The organism is Burkholderia sp. BCC0097, assembly GCF_902832985.1.
Lineage (GTDB): Bacteria > Pseudomonadota > Gammaproteobacteria > Burkholderiales > Burkholderiaceae > Burkholderia > Burkholderia orbicola.
In genome coordinates this window covers 673,158-689,415 of the sequence record NZ_CADFDM010000003.1, presented here as the reverse complement: position 1 = coordinate 689,415, position 16,258 = coordinate 673,158, and the positions used below count along the sequence as shown (strand labels likewise).

Sequence of the window (16,258 nt, the reverse complement as noted above, 5' to 3'; positions counted from 1 at the left end):
CACGGCAGACCCCCGCACCACGGCCGCCGGTGCGGGGCGCGACCCGCGCGCGCCGCTCAGAAGCGCGGCAGGTCGGGGTGCGGCAGCAGCCCGCCGCGCACGTGCTGGCGACCGTATTCGGCGCAGCGCGCGCGGGTCGGGATGCCCTTGTCCGGATTCAGCAGCCCGGCCGGATCGAATGCGCGCTTGACCGCGAAGAACGCATCGCGCTCCTGCGGCGAGAATTGCACGCACATCGAATTGAGTTTTTCGATGCCGACACCGTGCTCGCCGGTCACGCTGCCGCCGAATTCCACGCAGCATTCGAGGATTTCCGCGCCGAACTGCTCGGCGCGGTGCAACTCGTCCGGGTCGTTCGCGTTGTACAGGATCAGCGGATGCATGTTGCCGTCGCCCGCATGGAACACGTTGATGCAGCGCAGCCCGTAGCGCGTTTCGAGCTGCTCGATGCGTGCGAGCAGCGGGCCGATCGCGCGGCGCGGCACGGTGCCGTCCATGCAGTAGTAATCGGCGGAAATGCGGCCGGCGGCCGGAAACGCGTTCTTGCGGCCGGACCAGAAGCGCAGCCGCTCGTGTTCGTTGCGCGACACCTGGATGCGCGTCGCGCCGTGTTCGCGCAGCACGGCCGTCATCCGGACGATTTCCTCGGCGACTTCTTCCGGCGTGCCGTCCGATTCGCACAGCAGGATCGCCTTCGCGTCGAGGTCGTAGCCCGCGTGCGTGAACGCCTCGACCGCTTGCGTGGCGGGCTTGTCCATCATCTCGAGCCCGGCCGGGATGATGCCCGACGCGATGATCGCCGCCACCGCCTCGCCGCCCTTGACGACGTCGTCGAAGCTCGCCATCACGAGCTGCGCGGTCTGCGGCTTCGGAATCAGCCGTACCGTGACCTCGGTGACGATCGCGAACATCCCTTCGCTGCCGATCATCACGGCGAGCAGGTCGAGGCCCGGCATGTCGAGCGCGAGCGAGCCGAATTCGACGACCTCGCCATCGATCGTCACCGCGCGCACGCGCATCACGTTGTGCACGGTCAGGCCGTATTTCAGGCAGTGGACGCCGCCGGAGTTTTCCGCGACGTTGCCGCCGATCGTGCAGGCGATCTGCGACGACGGATCAGGCGCGTAATACAGGCCGTACGGCGCGGCCGCCTCCGAGATCGCGAGGTTGCGCACGCCGGGCTGCACGGTCGCCGTGCGCGCGTACGGATCGACTTCGACGATGCGCGTGAAGCGCGCGAGCGACAGCACGACGCCGAGCGCGATCGGCAGCGCGCCGCCCGACAGGCTCGTGCCGGCGCCACGCGGCACGATCGGCACTTCCATGCGGCGGCAGATCTGCACGATCCGCTGCACCTGCGATTCCGTCTCGGGCAGCGCGACCGCGAGCGGCAGCCGGCGGTACGCCGACAGGCCGTCGCATTCGTACGGCGCGGTGTCCTCGTCGCGGTACAGCAGGCAGTGCGTGGGCAGTACGGCCATCAGCGCCTGCACGACTTCGCGCTGACGCTGCGCGCGTGCGGCGCTCGACAGTTCGACGGGAGCGTTCATGAGGTCTCCTGCGTGCGGCGCGTGCTCGCGCCGCCGGGTCAGCACGTGAAAATCTTGCCTGGATTCATCAGGTTGCGCGGATCGAGCGCGAGCTTGATCGCGCGCATCGTGTCGATCGCGTTGTCGCCGTGCTCCTTCGGCAGGAAGCGCATCTTGTGCAGCCCGACGCCATGCTCGCCCGTGCAGGTGCCGCCCAGCCGCAGCGCGCGCTCGACGATCCGGTCGTTGATGTGTTCGGCTTCGGCGAGTTCCTCGGGCTTGTCGGGATCGATCAGGATCGCGACGTGGAAATTGCCGTCGCCGACGTGGCCGACGATTGGGCAGGGCAGCGACGACGCGCGCAGGTCGACCTCGGTTTCCTCGACGCACGCGGCGAGCTGCGAGATCGGCACGCACACGTCGGTCGTCACCGCGCGGCAGCCGGGCTTCAGCTGCAGCATCGCGAAGTACGCGTTGTGACGTGCGGACCAGAGCCGCGTGCGATCCTCGGGGCGGGTCGCCCATTCGAAGCCCTGACCGGCGTTCTGCCCGGCGAGCGCCTGCACGAGCTCGGCCTGTTCCTTTACGCCGGCCTCGGTGCCGTGGAATTCGAAGAACAGCGTCGGCGCTTCGGTCAGCGTCAGGTTCGAGTGGCGGTTGATCGAGCGCACCGCGAGCGCATCGACAAATTCGACGCGCGCGATCGGCACGCCGATCTGGATCGTCTCGATCACCGTGCGCACCGCGTCGCCCATCGTCGGGAACGTGCAGATCGCGGCCGACACGGCTTCGGGCAGCGGGTGCAGGCGCAGCGTGATTTCGGTGATCACGCCGAGCGTGCCTTCGGACCCGACGAACAGGCGCGTGAGGTCGTAGCCGGCCGACGACTTGCGCGCGCGGGAACCGGTTTTGACCACGCGGCCGTCCGCGAGCACCGCGGTCAGGCCGAGCACGTTCTCGCGCATCGTGCCGTAGCGGACGGCGTTGGTGCCCGATGCACGGGTCGCGGTCATCCCGCCGATACTGGCGTCGGCGCCCGGATCGATCGGGAAGAACAGGCCGGTGTCGCGCAGCGCTTCGTTGAGCCCCTTGCGCGTGATGCCGGGCTCGACCGTCACGGTCAGGTCTTCGGCGTTGATCGACAGCACGCGGTTCATTTCCGACAGGTCGAGTGACACGCCGCCGCGCACCGCCAGCAGGTGGCCTTCGAGCGACGAGCCGGCGCCGTACGGGATCAGCGGCACGCTGTAGAGCGAGCACAGCGACACGACTTCGCGCACGTCGTCGGTGCTGCGCGCGAACACGACGGCGTCGGGGAGTTGCGGATCGAACGGGGATTCGTCGCGGCCGTGATGGGTGCGGACCGCGTCGGCGGTCGACACGCGCTCGCCGAAGGCGGCGCGCAGCGCATCGAGCATGGCGGGAGGCAGCGGGCGGCGCGTGGCGGCCGGCGGGGCAGGGTGATTCACGAATGTCTCCTGACTGCTTGTCGAACTGTCGGCCCATTCTACGCTGTAACGTCCGCTGCGCCTCCCGCCGCGGGCTGCGATAATCGCGTTCCAGCCAACCGGGCCGCATGGCGGCCGCGCACGAGAGGACATTCGCATGGGCAACCGCTTGAGCAAGATCGCGACGCGCACGGGCGACGACGGCACCACCGGCCTCGGCGACGGGCGGCGGATCGGCAAGGACGACGCGCGGATCGCCGCGATCGGCGACGTCGACGAACTGAACTCGAATCTCGGCGTGCTGCTGGCCGAGACGCTGCCGGACGACGTGCGCACGGCGCTCGTCACGATTCAGCACGACCTGTTCGATCTCGGCGGCGAGCTGTGCATTCCTGGCCATACGGTGATCGACGACACGCACCTCGCGCGCGTCGACCAGTGGCTCGCCCACTACAACGCGACGCTGCCGCCGCTGAAGGAGTTCATCCTGCCGGCCGGCTCGCGCGCGGCGTCGCTCGCGCACGTCTGCCGGACCGTGTGCCGCCGCGCGGAGCGTTCGATCGTCGCGCTCGGGCGTGGCGACACGCTCAATGATGCACCGCGGCGGTACGTGAACCGGCTGTCCGACCTGCTGTTCGTGCTGGCGCGCGTGCTGAACCGCGCCGACGGCGGCACCGACGTGCTATGGGAGCGCGGGCGCGTCCGCTAGCCTGCCGTCGCGTTTTTGCGCACTGCGACAATTTGCCGGGTGAGCGTTTGTTTTTAAACATGTATTGTGTGTGCATGTTTAACGGAGAACGAACATGACCCACCTCACCGCTGACCAGAGGGCCCGTGTGAAGGCCACCGCCCCCGTCCTCGCCGAGCACGGCGCGACGATCACGAAGCACTTCTACCAGCGCATGTTCGCGCGTCATCCGGAACTGAAGAACCTGTTCAACCAGACGCACCAGAAGACCGGCAGCCAGCCCGAGACGCTCGCGAAGGCTGTCTATGCGTATGCGGCGAACATCGACAACCTTGGCGCGCTGGGCGGCGCGGTGTCGCGCATCTCGCACAAGCACGCGAGCCTGAACATCCGTCCCGAGCATTACCCGATCGTCGGCGAGAACCTGCTCGCATCGATCGTCGAAGTGCTCGGCGACGCGGTAGATGCCGACACGCTCGAGGCATGGCGCGTCGCGTACGGCCAGCTTGCGCGGATCATGATCGGCGCCGAGGCCGATCTGTACGCGAACGCCGCTTGGAGCGGCTTTCGCCCGTTCAAGGTCGCGCGCAAGGTGCGTGAAAGCGACGAGATCACGTCGTTCTACCTGACGCCTGCCGATGGCGGCGCGGCGCCGTCGTTCGAGCCGGGCCAGTACATCACGGTGAAGCGCTTCGTCGGCGATCTCGGTGTCGACCAGCCGCGCCAGTACAGTCTCTCGGATGCGCCGCATGGCAAGTGGCTGCGCATCTCGGTGAAGCGCGAGGCCGGCAAGCCGGAAGCGATTCCGGCCGGCAAGGTATCGACGCTGATGCATGACGGCGTCGAAGAGGGCGCGATCGTCGAAATGACCGCGCCGATGGGCGACTTCTCGCTGAAGCGCGACGTGGATACGCCCGTCGTGCTGATCTCGGGCGGGGTCGGCATCACGCCGATGATGTCGATGGCGTCGACGCTGATCGCGGCGGGCAGCCCGCGCGACGTGCGGTTCATCCACGCATGTCGTTCGGGCGCCGCGCACGCGTTTCGCGACTGGCTGAACGATACCGTCGGCGAGCACGCGAACGTCAAGCGCACGGTGCTGTATGAGCTGGTCGGTCCGAACGATCGCGTCGGCATCGACCACGACCTCGAAGGGCGCCTCACGCCGGAGCGCGTGCGGCAGTACGCGCTGGTGCCGGATGCCGATTACTACATCTGCGGGCCGGTCGCGTTCATGAAGGCGCAGCGCGACGCGCTCGTCGCGCTCGGCGTCGCGCCGGAACGCGTGAATACCGAGATCTTCGGGTCGGGCGCGCTCGAGTGACGCGCGCACGGACGATTTCCGGCCAATAAAAAGCCCGGCGCGAGCCGGGCTTTTTCGTTGCGACGCAGGCGATCGGTCAGTTCCCGCTGCCGCGTGCGACGCGCCGTGCCTTCACCGACTCCGCGAGGCCTTCGAGCACCTTCACGCTGTCGTCCCACGCGATGCACGCGTCGGTGATGCTCTGGCCGTAGGTCAGCGCGCAGCCTTCCTTCAGGTCCTGGCGGCCCTCGACGAGGTGCGACTCGATCATCACGCCGACGATGCGCTCGTCGCCGGCCGCGATCTGGCGGCCGATGTCCGCGCACACGGGGATCTGGTTCTCGTGCTTCTTCGAGCTGTTCGCGTGGCTCGCGTCGATCATCAGGCGTGCGGCGAGGCCGGCCTTGCCGATGTCCGCGCACGCGGCGTTCACGCTGTCCGCATCGTAGTTCGGCGCCTTGCCGCCGCGCAGGATCACGTGGCAGTCCTCGTTGCCGGCCGTCGACACGATCGCCGAATGGCCGCCCTTGGTCACCGACAGGAAATGGTGCGGCTGCGACGCGGCCTTGATCGCGTCGACCGCGATCTTCACGTTGCCGTCGGTACCGTTCTTGAAGCCGACCGGGCACGACAGCCCCGACGCGAGCTCGCGGTGCACCTGCGACTCGGTCGTGCGTGCGCCGATCGCGCCCCACGAGATCAGGTCGGCGATGTACTGCGGGCTGATCATGTCCAGGTATTCGGTCGCGGCCGGCAGCCCCATTTCGTTGATTTGCAGCAGCAGCTCGCGCGCGGTGCGCAGCCCTTCGTTGATCTTGAAGCTGTTGTCGAGGTGCGGATCGTTGATGAGCCCCTTCCAGCCGACCGTCGTGCGCGGCTTCTCGAAGTACACCCGCATCACGATTTCCAGCTCGCCCTTGAAGCGCTCGCGTTCCTTCACGAGCCGGCCCGCGTACTCGATCGCCGCCTTCGTATCGTGGATCGAGCACGGCCCGATCACCACGATCAGCCGGTCGTCCATCCCGTGCAGGATGCGGTGCATCGACTGGCGCGAGTGATAGATCAGCTCGGACGCGGCTTCGGAGCACGCGAATTCGCGGATCAGGTGGGCGGGCGGCGTCAGTTCCTTGAGTTCGCGAATGCGGACGTCGTCGGTGTTGTGCGGGGGCATGTTGTTTCTCCTTGGTTCCGGGCGCCGTTCGGTCAGTGGGCGTGCGGCAGATTCATCAATTCAGGCAATTCAGTGGTTTCGGTCACGGCCGCGGGACCCACTGCGGCGGCGACCAGCTGACGAAGGGCGAAAAAAAAACCGCCGGGTTCGCCGGCGGTTTTTCGGGAATTTCGGTTGCGCTTTACGCGCCATCAACCCTCTCGATCCGCCAGCGGTCTGAGATACCAAAAAAAGTAAAAGTAAAACTTGGCGGACATGACGGAAATTCGGCTCGTCAAAAAAGTTGATTCAGAATTTATACCCGGTCCGCGCGCGGCTGGCAACCGGGGGCGTTCAAAAATGCGGACAATCCGCGCGTTTTCGTCAAAATGCGCGGATTGTCTGCGCCGCGATGCGGTTATGCCGTACCGCCGACCGTCATCTTGTCGATCCGCAGGGTCGGCTGGCCGACGCCGACCGGCACGCTCTGGCCTTCCTTGCCGCATACGCCGACGCCCGTGTCGAGCGACATGTCGTTGCCGATCATGCTCACGTACTTCAGCGATTCCGGGCCGCTGCCGATCAGGGTTGCGCCCTTCACCGGGTAGGTGACCTTGCCGTTCTCGATCATGTACGCCTCGGACGCCGAGAACACGAACTTGCCGTTCGTGATGTCGACCTGGCCGCCGCCGAAGTTCACCGCGTACAGGCCGTTCTTCACCGACGCGATGATTTCCTGCGGGTCCTTGTCGCCGTTCAGCATGTACGTGTTCGTCATGCGCGGCATCGGCAGCGCCGCGTACGACTCGCGCCGCGCGTTGCCGGTGACCGGCATCTTCATCAGGCGCGCGTTCAGCGTGTCCTGGATGTAGCCCTTCAGGATGCCGTCCTCGATCAGCGTCGTGCACTGCGTCGGGTTGCCTTCGTCGTCGATGTTCAACGAGCCGCGGCGGTTCGGCAGCGTGCCGTCGTCGACCACCGTCACGCCCTTCGCGGCGACCTGCTCGCCGATCCGGCCCGCGAACGCGGACGAGCCCTTGCGGTTGAAGTCGCCTTCGAGGCCGTGGCCGATCGCCTCGTGCAGCAGCACGCCCGGCCAGCCCGGCCCGAGCACGACCGTCATCGCGCCGGCCGGCGCGGGGCGGGCGTCGAGGTTGACGAGCGCCGCGTGCACGGCGTCGTCGACGTAGCGCGACAGGACTTCGTCGGTGAAGTAGCCGTAGTCGAAGCGGCCGCCGCCGCCGCCCGAGCCGATCTCGCGGCGGCCGTTCTGCTCGGCGATTACCGTGACCGACACGCGCACGAGCGGCCGGATGTCGGCCGCGAGCGCGCCGTCGCTGCGCGCGACCAGCACGACGTCGTATTCGCCGGCGAGGCCGGCCATCACCTGCGTGACGCGCGGGTCGCGCCCGCGCGCCATCTGCTCGATGCGTTCGAGCAGCTTGACCTTGGCCGTCGCGTCGAGCGACGCGAGCGGGTCGGACGGCAGGTACAGGTCGCGGCCCGAGATGCCCGTGAGCGACGTGGCCGCCTTGATCTTCTGGCGGCCGCCGCCGGCCGCCGCGATCGCCTTGGTGGCGGCGGCGGCTTGCGCGATCGCCTCGGGCGACAGGTCGTCCGAGTACGCGAACGCGGTGCGGTCGCCCGCGACCGCGCGCACGCCGACGCCCTGGTCGATGCTGAAGCTGCCCGATTTGACGATGCCTTCCTCGAGGCTCCACGCTTCGCTGCGGGTCGCCTGGAAGTACAGGTCCGCGTAGTCGACGCGATGCGTGAAGATGTCGGCGATCGTGCGCGTGAGCAGGCTTTCGTCGAGGCCGTACGGCGTGAGCAGGATGTCCTTCGCGAGCGCGAGGTTGCGGATGCCGGGTTCGATGATGTTCATGCGGATATCGGGATTCTCAAAAAGTTGTCGGGTGCTGCCGGGCAGATGGGTGGGCCGCGCGGCGTTTCAAGCGGTGCGGCGGATTCAGGTCAGCACGCGGTGCCGCCACGCGGGCAGGCTCTGGCGTACGTCGGCGATGCGTTGCGGATCGAGCGTGCCGAGCACGACGCTGGCGCCCTCGTCGCGCACCGCGACGATCTCGCCCCACGGGTCGATCAGCATGCTGTGGCCCCACGTGCGCCGGCCGTTCTCGTGCTTGCCGCCCTGCGCGGCCGCGAGCACGTAGCACTGGTTCTCGACGGCCCGCGCGCGCAGCAGCGTTTCCCAGTGCGCGCGGCCCGTCGTATACGTAAACGCCGACGGCACGACCATCAGCGCGCAGTCGCCCATGCGGCGATACAGCTCCGGAAAGCGGAGATCGTAACAGACCGACAGGCCGACCTGCCCGAACGGCGCGTCGAACGCGACGACCGTGTCGCCCGCGCGGATCGTGCGCGCCTCGTCGAACGATTCGTCGCCTTTCTCGAAGTTGAACAGATGGATCTTGTCGTAGCGTGCGGCCTCGTTGCCGGACGGATCGAACACGAGCGTCGTGTTCAGCACGCGATCGGGTTCCGGTGCCTTCAGCGGCAGCGTGCCGCCGATCACCCAGATACCGTGGCGGCGTGCGGCGTCGGCGAGGAACTGCTGGATCGGGCCGTCCCGGTACGGTTCGGCGAGCGCGAGCTTGTCGGTGTCGCGGTGGCCCATGAAGCAGAAGTACTCGGGCAGCAGCACGAGCTGCGCGCCTTCACCGGCGGCTTCCGCGATCAGGCGGCGCGCTTCGGCGAGATTGCGGGTGACGTCCGGCGTGCTCACCATCTGCAGCGCGGCGACCTGGACGGGCGTGGCGGAATGGGCGGAGTCGGTCATCGCGGAATCGGTTGCGTCATAAATGGGGTGCGGCCCGGCGCGCTGCGCGGGTCGATGCGCGCTCAATGGCTCGAGGCATCGGCCGGACCGTGATTCATCTTACCCTGATCGCTTCCCACCCGCTCGATGTGCGGGTGCGCCCACGAGCCGGTGATCGCGTAGTCGAGCGCGAACGCGCGCGACAGCGTCTCGGACAGCGCGTAGTTCGCGGCCAGCACGCCGACGCCGAGCAGCGGGTTGTGATGATGGCCGCTCCGATCGCGGCCGCGCCCGCGCTGATCTTCGGCGCGACATGCGCATGCAGGTCCTGCGTTTCGGTGCCGAGATCGACCGCGCCGCGCACGGTGACGTTCGCGGGGCCCGTCATCATCGAGAAGTCGTCGGTGCGCGCGATCCCGTTCGAAATCCGGCCGGTACCGGTGATCTTGTCGAACGGCAGCCCCTTGCCGACCACGTCGCGGAAATTCAGCGTCAGGAAGCGCGCGAGGCTCTGCAGGCTCAGCACGCCGAGCAGTTTCGCCGCGCCCGGGTCGACCTTCAGGATCTTCCCGTGTTCGAGATCGAGCGCGACCTGGCCGCCGAGCGACGGGAAGTCGACCGCGGTCGGGCCGCCGCGCCAGCCGACCTTGCCCGTGACCGAGCCGTGGCCGTCCGCGAGCGTGCGCGGCAGGCCGACGCGGTCGAGCAGCGCGCCCGCATTGTCGATGTCGAGCTTGAAGTCGAACACGGTGCGGCGCGGCGCGTCGTTTTCGTCGGCGCCGCGGGCCAGCGCGCGGCGCGAGGTGCGCCAGTTGCCGGTCGCCGTGAGCTTCGCGGCCGGGTTCGACAGTTCCAGCTTGTCGAGTTGCCACACGGGCGTGCCGTCTTCGTCGATGTTGCGCGCGTTGACAACGAGCCGGCCGATGTCGTGATCGCGCGCGACGACCTGGTCGACGATCAGGTCGATCGACGGCATCGGGCGGTCGGTCGGCGTCGGCAGGTTCATCGCGCGGCCGACGAGGTCGTGCTGCGAACTCTGCGGCACGACCAGCTTCGCGAGCCGCGCGTTCAGTACGCCCGCGCCGTTGTGACCGCCGCCCGGCGCCCACGACAGGTAGCCCGAGACCTGGTTCGACGCGATGTTCGCCTGCCAGAGGTCGTCGACGTGCGACGCGCCGACGATCACGTTCTCCCAGTTGCGCTTGAGCAGCTTCAGCGTGCCGAAATGGAATGCGAAGCGCTTCGGCGCGAAGCTCGCGAAATCCACGCGCGGCGCGGCGGGCGGCGCCGGTGCGCGCGGCGTGTCGGGCTGCAGCGTGTGGGCGAGGGCGAGCCACGCGTCGGCGTCCAGTTCGGCGACGTCGACGGCCGCGCTCACGCCGTCCTGCGGCATGTCGGGCATCCGGTGGATGCCCATCGCGCCGCGTACCGCGCGCAGCGGCTGGCCGGGCGTCGCGTCGAGCAGGTAGGTCGCGCTCACCGGGCCGAGCGTCAGATCGGCATGTTCGAGGCGTTTGCCGTCCGTCTGCGGCGCCGGCTGCAGCGTGAAGCGGAACGGCATCGGCGTGCCGGCCGGTTTCGCGAACGGCGCCGGAAAGTTCAGCGCGACGCCCGTCAGGTCGGATTGCGCGCTGACGTCGGGCAGGCGGCCCGGCGCGCCGCGCACCGCGACCTTGTACGGCGCGTCGCCGACCACGTGCTCGAGCAGCGCGGCGGCCGCGCCGTGCAGGTTCAGGCCGCGGGCGGCGTCGAGCGCGAGCCGGCCGTCGACGTCCACCGCGTACGGGCCGTGCGACCGGAAGCTGCCGTTCGCGCGCACCGGGCCGCCGAGGAAGCGCCCCGACAGGTCGTGCAGCGACGCGCCGGCCTCGGTGAAGCGCACGCTGCCGCGCAGGGCCGACAGCGGCGGCACGCCGCTCGTCGACAGCGTGTTGCCGCCGAACGCGAGCGCACCTTCGACGTGCGTGTGCGGGTGGGGGACGTGCTGCGGAATCGTGATCTTGAGCGCGAGCGACGCGGGGCCCTGCGCGTCGATCCGCTGGCCGACGTGGTGGCTCATCGTGCCGAGCGAGCTGTTGTCCGCGTAGTCGATCAGGTCGGCGAGCGGGCCCTGCGCATGGCCGTCGATGATCAGCGGCGAGTGCGACGGATTGCCGAGATCGTCGATGCGGCCCGCGACCTTCGTCAGCGCGACGCGCTTGTAGTGCGCGCGCTGGATGTCGAAACGCAGCTTGTTCTGCGCGAGTTCGAACACGCCGTCGATCCCGTCGAGCGCCGGCCAGACGCTCGGCGTGCCGTTTGCGAGCTTGCGTGGCGGGTACGGCGTCGGCTCGAAGCGGCCGCCGGTGAACGGCGCGACGATATGGAACACGCCGGCGTCCGGCTCGTGTTCGAACGGGAATTTCTCGAGCGGGCCGCGCGCGACGATCGACGCGCCCTTGGTCACGTTGCCGTCCTGCAGTGCGTGGCCGAGATAGTCGCGCAGGTGCTCGGACATCCCGGTCGGCAGGTAGCGCGGAATGCGCGCGACCGATGCGCGCGCGAAATCGGCGCGCAGGTCGAGCGTGCCGCGGCCGTGGCCGGGGTTCGTGTACGAGCCCGACACCGCGATTTCGGCATCGGGGTTCGACACGAACAGGTCGGGCAGCGACACGTCGACGCGCGCATGCTTGTCGCCGGGCGCGGGCGTGATCGTCCATTTGGCGTTGCCGCGCAAGCGGTCGAACGTCAGGCGCGGCTCGTCGAATTCGCCGGGCACGGTGACGGCCGCCTTGACGGTGTCGATATGCGCGGAGCCGCCCGTCTCGTTCGCGTCGACGCGGCCCCACAGGTTCTCGACGCCCGGCCAGCCGGCGCGCGGGTGGCCGCGCGGCGAGAGCCCGGGCGGCGGTTCCTGCGCGGCGAAGCTGATGCCTTGCAGGTCGCCGAGGAAGCGGTAGCGGACGATCGGTGCGGCGCCCATGCGTCGCTCCTCGTCGGCGAGATCGGGGTGCGCGGGTTTCGCGCGCTCGACCTCGATGTGATAGTTCGACATCATCCCGCGCGGGTCGATCTTGATCAGCTCGTTGCGCAGGCGCGCCGGCAGCGGCAGGCCGCGGATGAATTCGCTGAGGATGCCGAGATCGACGCGGTCGCCGACCACGCTGAGCAGTTGCCCCTGGTTCGCGGTCGGCACGCGGTAGCGCGCCGTCAGCGTCGACAGCGCGAGCGAGCGCGCGAGCGGCGTGCCGTCCGGCAGCGGCGGCTGGCCGAGTTCCGCATTGAAGCGGGTCAGGTGCAGTGTGTAGTCGTGGCCCGCATCGAGCACCATGTCCCAGCCGAAGCCGACCGTCGGCACGTCGAGCCGCGGCTGCGTCGGGCGCACGCGCAGCGCGACGTCGGCGCCTTGCAGGTCGCCGCCCGCCGAGCGCAGATGGCCGTCGCCGAAGGTCGCCCAGATCGCGTTGTCGATCCGGCCCGCATGGATCGTGAGCGGCACGTCGAGATAGCGCGTGAGCGTCTGCAGGTCGACGGGGCCGGTCGACAGGTAGGCGTCGCCGGTCCAGTTCGACGGCTTGCCGATCGGCGCGAGCGGCTTGTGTTTGAAGCGTGCGCGGAAATCGAGCGGGCCGAGCAGCAGCGTGCCGTTGGCCGGCGCCTGCAGCGCCGCCTTGTGCACGCGGCCGTCGTTGAGCACCGCGAGCCGGATGCCCGACAGCACGAGCTCCGGTGCGTCGTGCTGCGCGTCGCGCCAGCGCAGCGTGCCGCCGCGCAGCACGATCGCCTCCTGCTTCAGCAGCCAGGTGCCGAACGTGTCGTTGCCGCCGTGGGTGGTGGCGACGCCGACGCCCGCGACGCTCAGCGAGCCGTCGGCCGCGCGCGCGATGACGAGGTCGGGCTGGTCGACGATCAGGCTCGACAGCGCGGGCGACAGCCGCAGCAGCGACATCCACGACAGCGCGGCCGTCGCGTGCGGCACCGACAGCGCGACCTTGCCGTCACGGCCGCGGATCGTCAGGTTCGTGAGTTCGACGCCCGGCTGCATGCCGGACCAGTTCGGGGAAAGCTTGCCGATCGAAAGCTGCGCATGGAGCTTGTCGGACACGGCGCGCTCGATGCGCGGGCGGAATTCGTCGATGCGGGGCAGCACCACGTAGCGCAGCCCGAGGAAGGCGCCGGACGCGATGAAGTAGGTGCCGATCCCGACTGCCAGCGTCACCCTGAACACGCGACGCAGGACCGGATGATCGTGCTTCGGAGGTCCCGCTTCGGGCGCAGCTACGGCGGATTCCTGACGGTCGGACATGCGGCGGACGGGCGGCGATATGGTAGTTTTGCAGACTGACGTTGAAATGTATCACACGGGTCCGTACCGGCGGCCGTTGGGGCAGCACGGCACGGGCTTTCCGGCGCGCGGTGTCGCGACGGGCGCACGCGCGTCCGGCGAGGCCGCGCCGAGTCCATGGGGCTGGCCGGCGGCGGGGCGCGCATGCGCCGGTTCGCTGCCGGCCAGCCTTTCCGCCAAGCCCGCTTCTCGATGACCGACGCTTCCGCCCTGATCAGCACGTCCTATTCCCGATACCTTGCCCGTGCGGCTGCCGCGCGGCCCGCGCTGGCCGAACAGATTGCCGCGTGGGCTGCCGCGCCGCTCGGCCGCGCGCAGCTCGATGCGCGCCTGACCGCGCTGCTCGCGACGCCGGCCGGCACGGCCGCGCCGGGCGAGGAGCAACTGAAGCGCGCGCTGCGGCAGTTGCGCGCCGAGGCGTTCGGCGCGGTCGCGGAACGCGACCTGCGCGGGCTGGCGGACGTCGCCGAGGTCACCGGCGCGATGACCGATCTCGCCGAAGTGGCCGTGCAGCGCTCGCTCGCGCTGCTGTCGGCCGAACTCGAGGCGCTGTACGGCGAGCCGCGCGGCGCCGACGGCCAGCGCGTCGTGCTCGGCGTGGTCGGAATGGGCAAGCTCGGCGGCCGCGAGCTGAACGTGTCGTCGGACATCGACCTGATCTTCGTCTACGAGGACGACGGCGAAACCACCGGCGGCACGCGTTCGCCGCTGTCCACGCAGGAATACTTCACGCGGCTCGGCCGGCGCCTGATCGGCGTGCTGTCCGAGGTCACGGCCGACGGCTACGTGTTTCGCGTCGACATGCGGCTGCGCCCGAACGGCGATTCGGGGCCGCTCGTCTGCAGCATCGGCATGCTCGAGGAATATTTCTACGTACAGGGGCGCGAGTGGGAGCGCTATGCGTGGATCAAGGGGCGGCTCGTGTCGGAAGGCGACAGCGACGCCGCGCAGCGGCTGGCGGCGCAGCTGGAATCGATCGTCAAGCCGTTCGTCTACCGTCGCTATCTCGATTTCGGCGTGATCGGCGCGATCCGTTCGCTGCACCAGCAGATCCGGCACGAAGCCGCGCGGCGCGCGTCGATGCGGCCCGACAAGGCCGACGACATCAAGCTCGGGCGCGGCGGGATCCGCGAGATCGAGTTCAGCGCGCAGGTGTTCCAGCTGATCCGCGGCGGCCAGGATGCGGAATTCCGCGTGCGGCCGACGCTCGCGGTGTTGCGGCATGCGCAGGCGCGCGGGCTGATCGGCGACGACGTGTGCGCGCGCCTGACCGACGCCTATAATTTTCTGCGCACGCTCGAGCACCGGCTGCAGTACCGCAACGATGCGCAGACGCACGCGATGCCGGTCGAGCCCGACGAGCGCGCGGCGCTGGCCGCGTCGCTCGGTTTTGCCGACTATGCGGCGCTGATGACGGTGCTGGACGAGCACCGGAACTTCGTCGAGGCGCAGTTCGACCAGATCTTCGCGGACAAGGTGAAGGGCGGCGGGCCTTGCACGGCGGGTGACGACACGGCGGCCGCGTGGATCTGGAGCGGCGCGCTGGCCGACGACGGCGAGGACGACGCGCTGGTCGCGCGCCTCGACGGCCTGGGCTTCGCCGATCCCGCCGCCGTGCTCACGCGGCTGCGCGCGATCTGGCAGTCGTCGCGCTATACCGGGCTGCCGGAAAAGAGCCGGCAGCGCTTCGACAGCGTCGCGCAGCGCGCGCTCGACGCCGCGCCGACGATCGACGCCGCGCGCCGCGACGACACGATCGTGCGCCTGTTCGATCTGCTCGAGACGGTGAGCCGGCGCGGCGTCTATCTCGCGCTGCTGACCGAATATCCGGCGGCGCTCGACCGCGTGCTGTCGGTGCTCGGTGCGACGCGCTGGGGCGGCGGCTACCTGATCCGCCACCCGCAGCTGCTCGACGAATTGCTCGATGACGAGGCGATCGCGAGCCCGTTCGACTGGCCCGCGTTCAAGGATGCGCTGCGCGCGCGGCTCGCGGCGGCGGACGGCCCCGAGCAGCAGATGGACCTGCTGCGCCACGCGCAGCACGCGGAGGTGTTCCGGATCCTGCTGATCGACCTGGCCGGGCAACTGTCGGTCGAGCATGTGAGCGACCGGCTGTCCGAGCTGGCCGACGCGGTGCTCGACGTGACGATCGAAGTCGTCTGGTCGCAGCTCGCGAAGCGCCACCGCGACGTGCCGAAGTTCGCGGTGATCGCGTACGGCAAGCTGGGCGGCAAGGAGCTCGGCTACGCGTCGGATCTCGACCTGATCTTCCTGTACGACGATCCGGACGAGCGCTCGGCGGACGTCTACACGACCTTCACGCGGCGCCTGATCACGTGGCTCACGACCGCGACCGGCGCGGGCGCGCTGTTCGACATCGACCTGCGGCTGCGGCCGAACGGCGAGGCCGGGCTGCTCGTCACCGATCTCGACGCGTTCCGCCGCTACCAGTTGCGCGAGGGCGATGCGGCGAACACCGCGTGGGTGTGGGAGCACCAGGCGCTGACGCGCGCCCGCTACAGCGCGGGCGACGCGCAGATCGGCGCGGATTTCGAGGCGATCCGCCAGCAGGTGCTGACGACGCCGCGCGACGGCGGCGTGCTCGCCAAGGAGATCGTCGACATGCGCGGCAAGGTGTTCGCCGGTCATCCGAACCACACCGAGCTGTTCGACCTGAAGCACGATCGCGGCGGGATGGTCGACATCGAGTTCATCGTCCAGTACTGGGTGCTGCTGCATGCGTCGAGCGACGCCGAGCTGATTCGCAATACCGGCAACATCGCGCTGCTGCGCGAGGTCGCGCGTTTCGGGCTGATGGGCGAGGACGAGGCCGAGCGCGTCGGCGCGGCGTACCGCAAGTACCGGAAGCTCCAGCACAAGCTGCGGCTCGACGGGATGGAGAAGGCGCGCGTCGATCCGGCGGTGGTGGCGGACGAGCGGGCGGCCGTGACGGCGCTGTGGGAGCGCGTGTTCGGGGCGGTTGAAACGGGCGTTTGAGGCGCGCGTTCGAATTCGACGGACGATTCGGCGGCGCAGGGCG

At 69.3% G+C, this 16,258-nt stretch carries 9 protein-coding genes and 1 pseudogene; 4 read left to right on the top strand and 6 right to left on the bottom strand.

Features of this window, described 5'->3' with window-relative positions:
* Window positions 1–56 precede the first annotated feature (56 nt).
* Together HWX07_RS12865 and HWX07_RS12860 are read right to left on the bottom strand one after the other, a co-directional pair.
* Window positions 57–1,550, bottom strand: a complete 1,494-nt coding sequence (locus tag HWX07_RS12865) for an FAD-linked oxidase C-terminal domain-containing protein (protein WP_006497501.1) — start codon at window positions 1,548–1,550, stop codon at window positions 57–59.
* 38 nt (window positions 1,551–1,588) lie between these two features.
* On the bottom strand, window positions 1,589–2,998 hold the full coding sequence (locus HWX07_RS12860; RefSeq protein WP_175876490.1) for an FAD-linked oxidase C-terminal domain-containing protein: 1,410 nt from the start codon (window positions 2,996–2,998) through the stop codon (window positions 1,589–1,591).
* A gap of 136 nt (window positions 2,999–3,134) precedes the next feature.
* On the opposite strand from HWX07_RS12860, the gene HWX07_RS12855 reads away from it, so the two are divergent.
* Together HWX07_RS12855 and hmpA are read left to right on the top strand one after the other, a co-directional pair.
* Window positions 3,135–3,686, top strand: a complete 552-nt coding sequence (locus HWX07_RS12855; RefSeq protein ID WP_175876489.1) for a cob(I)yrinic acid a,c-diamide adenosyltransferase — start codon at window positions 3,135–3,137, stop codon at window positions 3,684–3,686.
* Window positions 3,687–3,780: 94 nt separating this feature from the next.
* The gene (gene hmpA, locus HWX07_RS12850) at window positions 3,781–4,989 is read left to right on the top strand and encodes an NO-inducible flavohemoprotein (RefSeq protein ID WP_175876488.1); all 1,209 of its coding nucleotides are present in this window, start codon (window positions 3,781–3,783) and stop codon (window positions 4,987–4,989) included.
* Between the two features lie 76 nt (window positions 4,990–5,065).
* On the opposite strand, the gene aroG is transcribed toward hmpA, so the two are convergent.
* Window positions 5,066–6,139 carry a 3-deoxy-7-phosphoheptulonate synthase AroG gene (aroG, locus tag HWX07_RS12845; RefSeq protein WP_006476851.1) on the bottom strand — a complete coding sequence of 358 codons (1,074 nt, stop codon included), beginning with the start codon at window positions 6,137–6,139 and terminating at the stop codon, window positions 5,066–5,068.
* A gap of 41 nt (window positions 6,140–6,180) precedes the next feature.
* Between aroG and HWX07_RS12840 the strand changes: the two genes are divergently transcribed.
* Window positions 6,181–6,426 carry a hypothetical protein gene (locus HWX07_RS12840; protein ID WP_175876487.1) on the top strand — a complete coding sequence of 82 codons (246 nt, stop codon included), beginning with the start codon at window positions 6,181–6,183 and terminating at the stop codon, window positions 6,424–6,426.
* A 110-nt stretch (window positions 6,427–6,536) separates the two neighbouring features.
* Here HWX07_RS12840 and tldD read toward each other — a convergent pair whose 3' ends face one another.
* From tldD to HWX07_RS12825, 3 genes and pseudogenes are all read right to left on the bottom strand, one after another.
* A complete protein-coding gene (tldD, locus tag HWX07_RS12835) occupies window positions 6,537–8,003 on the bottom strand; it encodes a metalloprotease TldD (protein WP_059574293.1) in 1,467 nt (488 codons plus the stop codon).
* 84 nt (window positions 8,004–8,087) lie between these two features.
* Window positions 8,088–8,915, bottom strand: a complete 828-nt coding sequence (locus HWX07_RS12830) for a carbon-nitrogen hydrolase family protein (RefSeq protein ID WP_175876486.1) — start codon at window positions 8,913–8,915, stop codon at window positions 8,088–8,090.
* A gap of 62 nt (window positions 8,916–8,977) precedes the next feature.
* Window positions 8,978–13,179: pseudogene (locus HWX07_RS12825) on the bottom strand (AsmA-like C-terminal region-containing protein).
* Between the two features lie 231 nt (window positions 13,180–13,410).
* Between HWX07_RS12825 and glnE the strand changes: the two are divergent.
* On the top strand, window positions 13,411–16,215 hold the full coding sequence (glnE, locus tag HWX07_RS12820; protein WP_175876485.1) for a bifunctional [glutamate--ammonia ligase]-adenylyl-L-tyrosine phosphorylase/[glutamate--ammonia-ligase] adenylyltransferase: 2,805 nt from the start codon (window positions 13,411–13,413) through the stop codon (window positions 16,213–16,215).
* The last annotated feature ends 43 nt before the right edge of the window (window positions 16,216–16,258 follow it).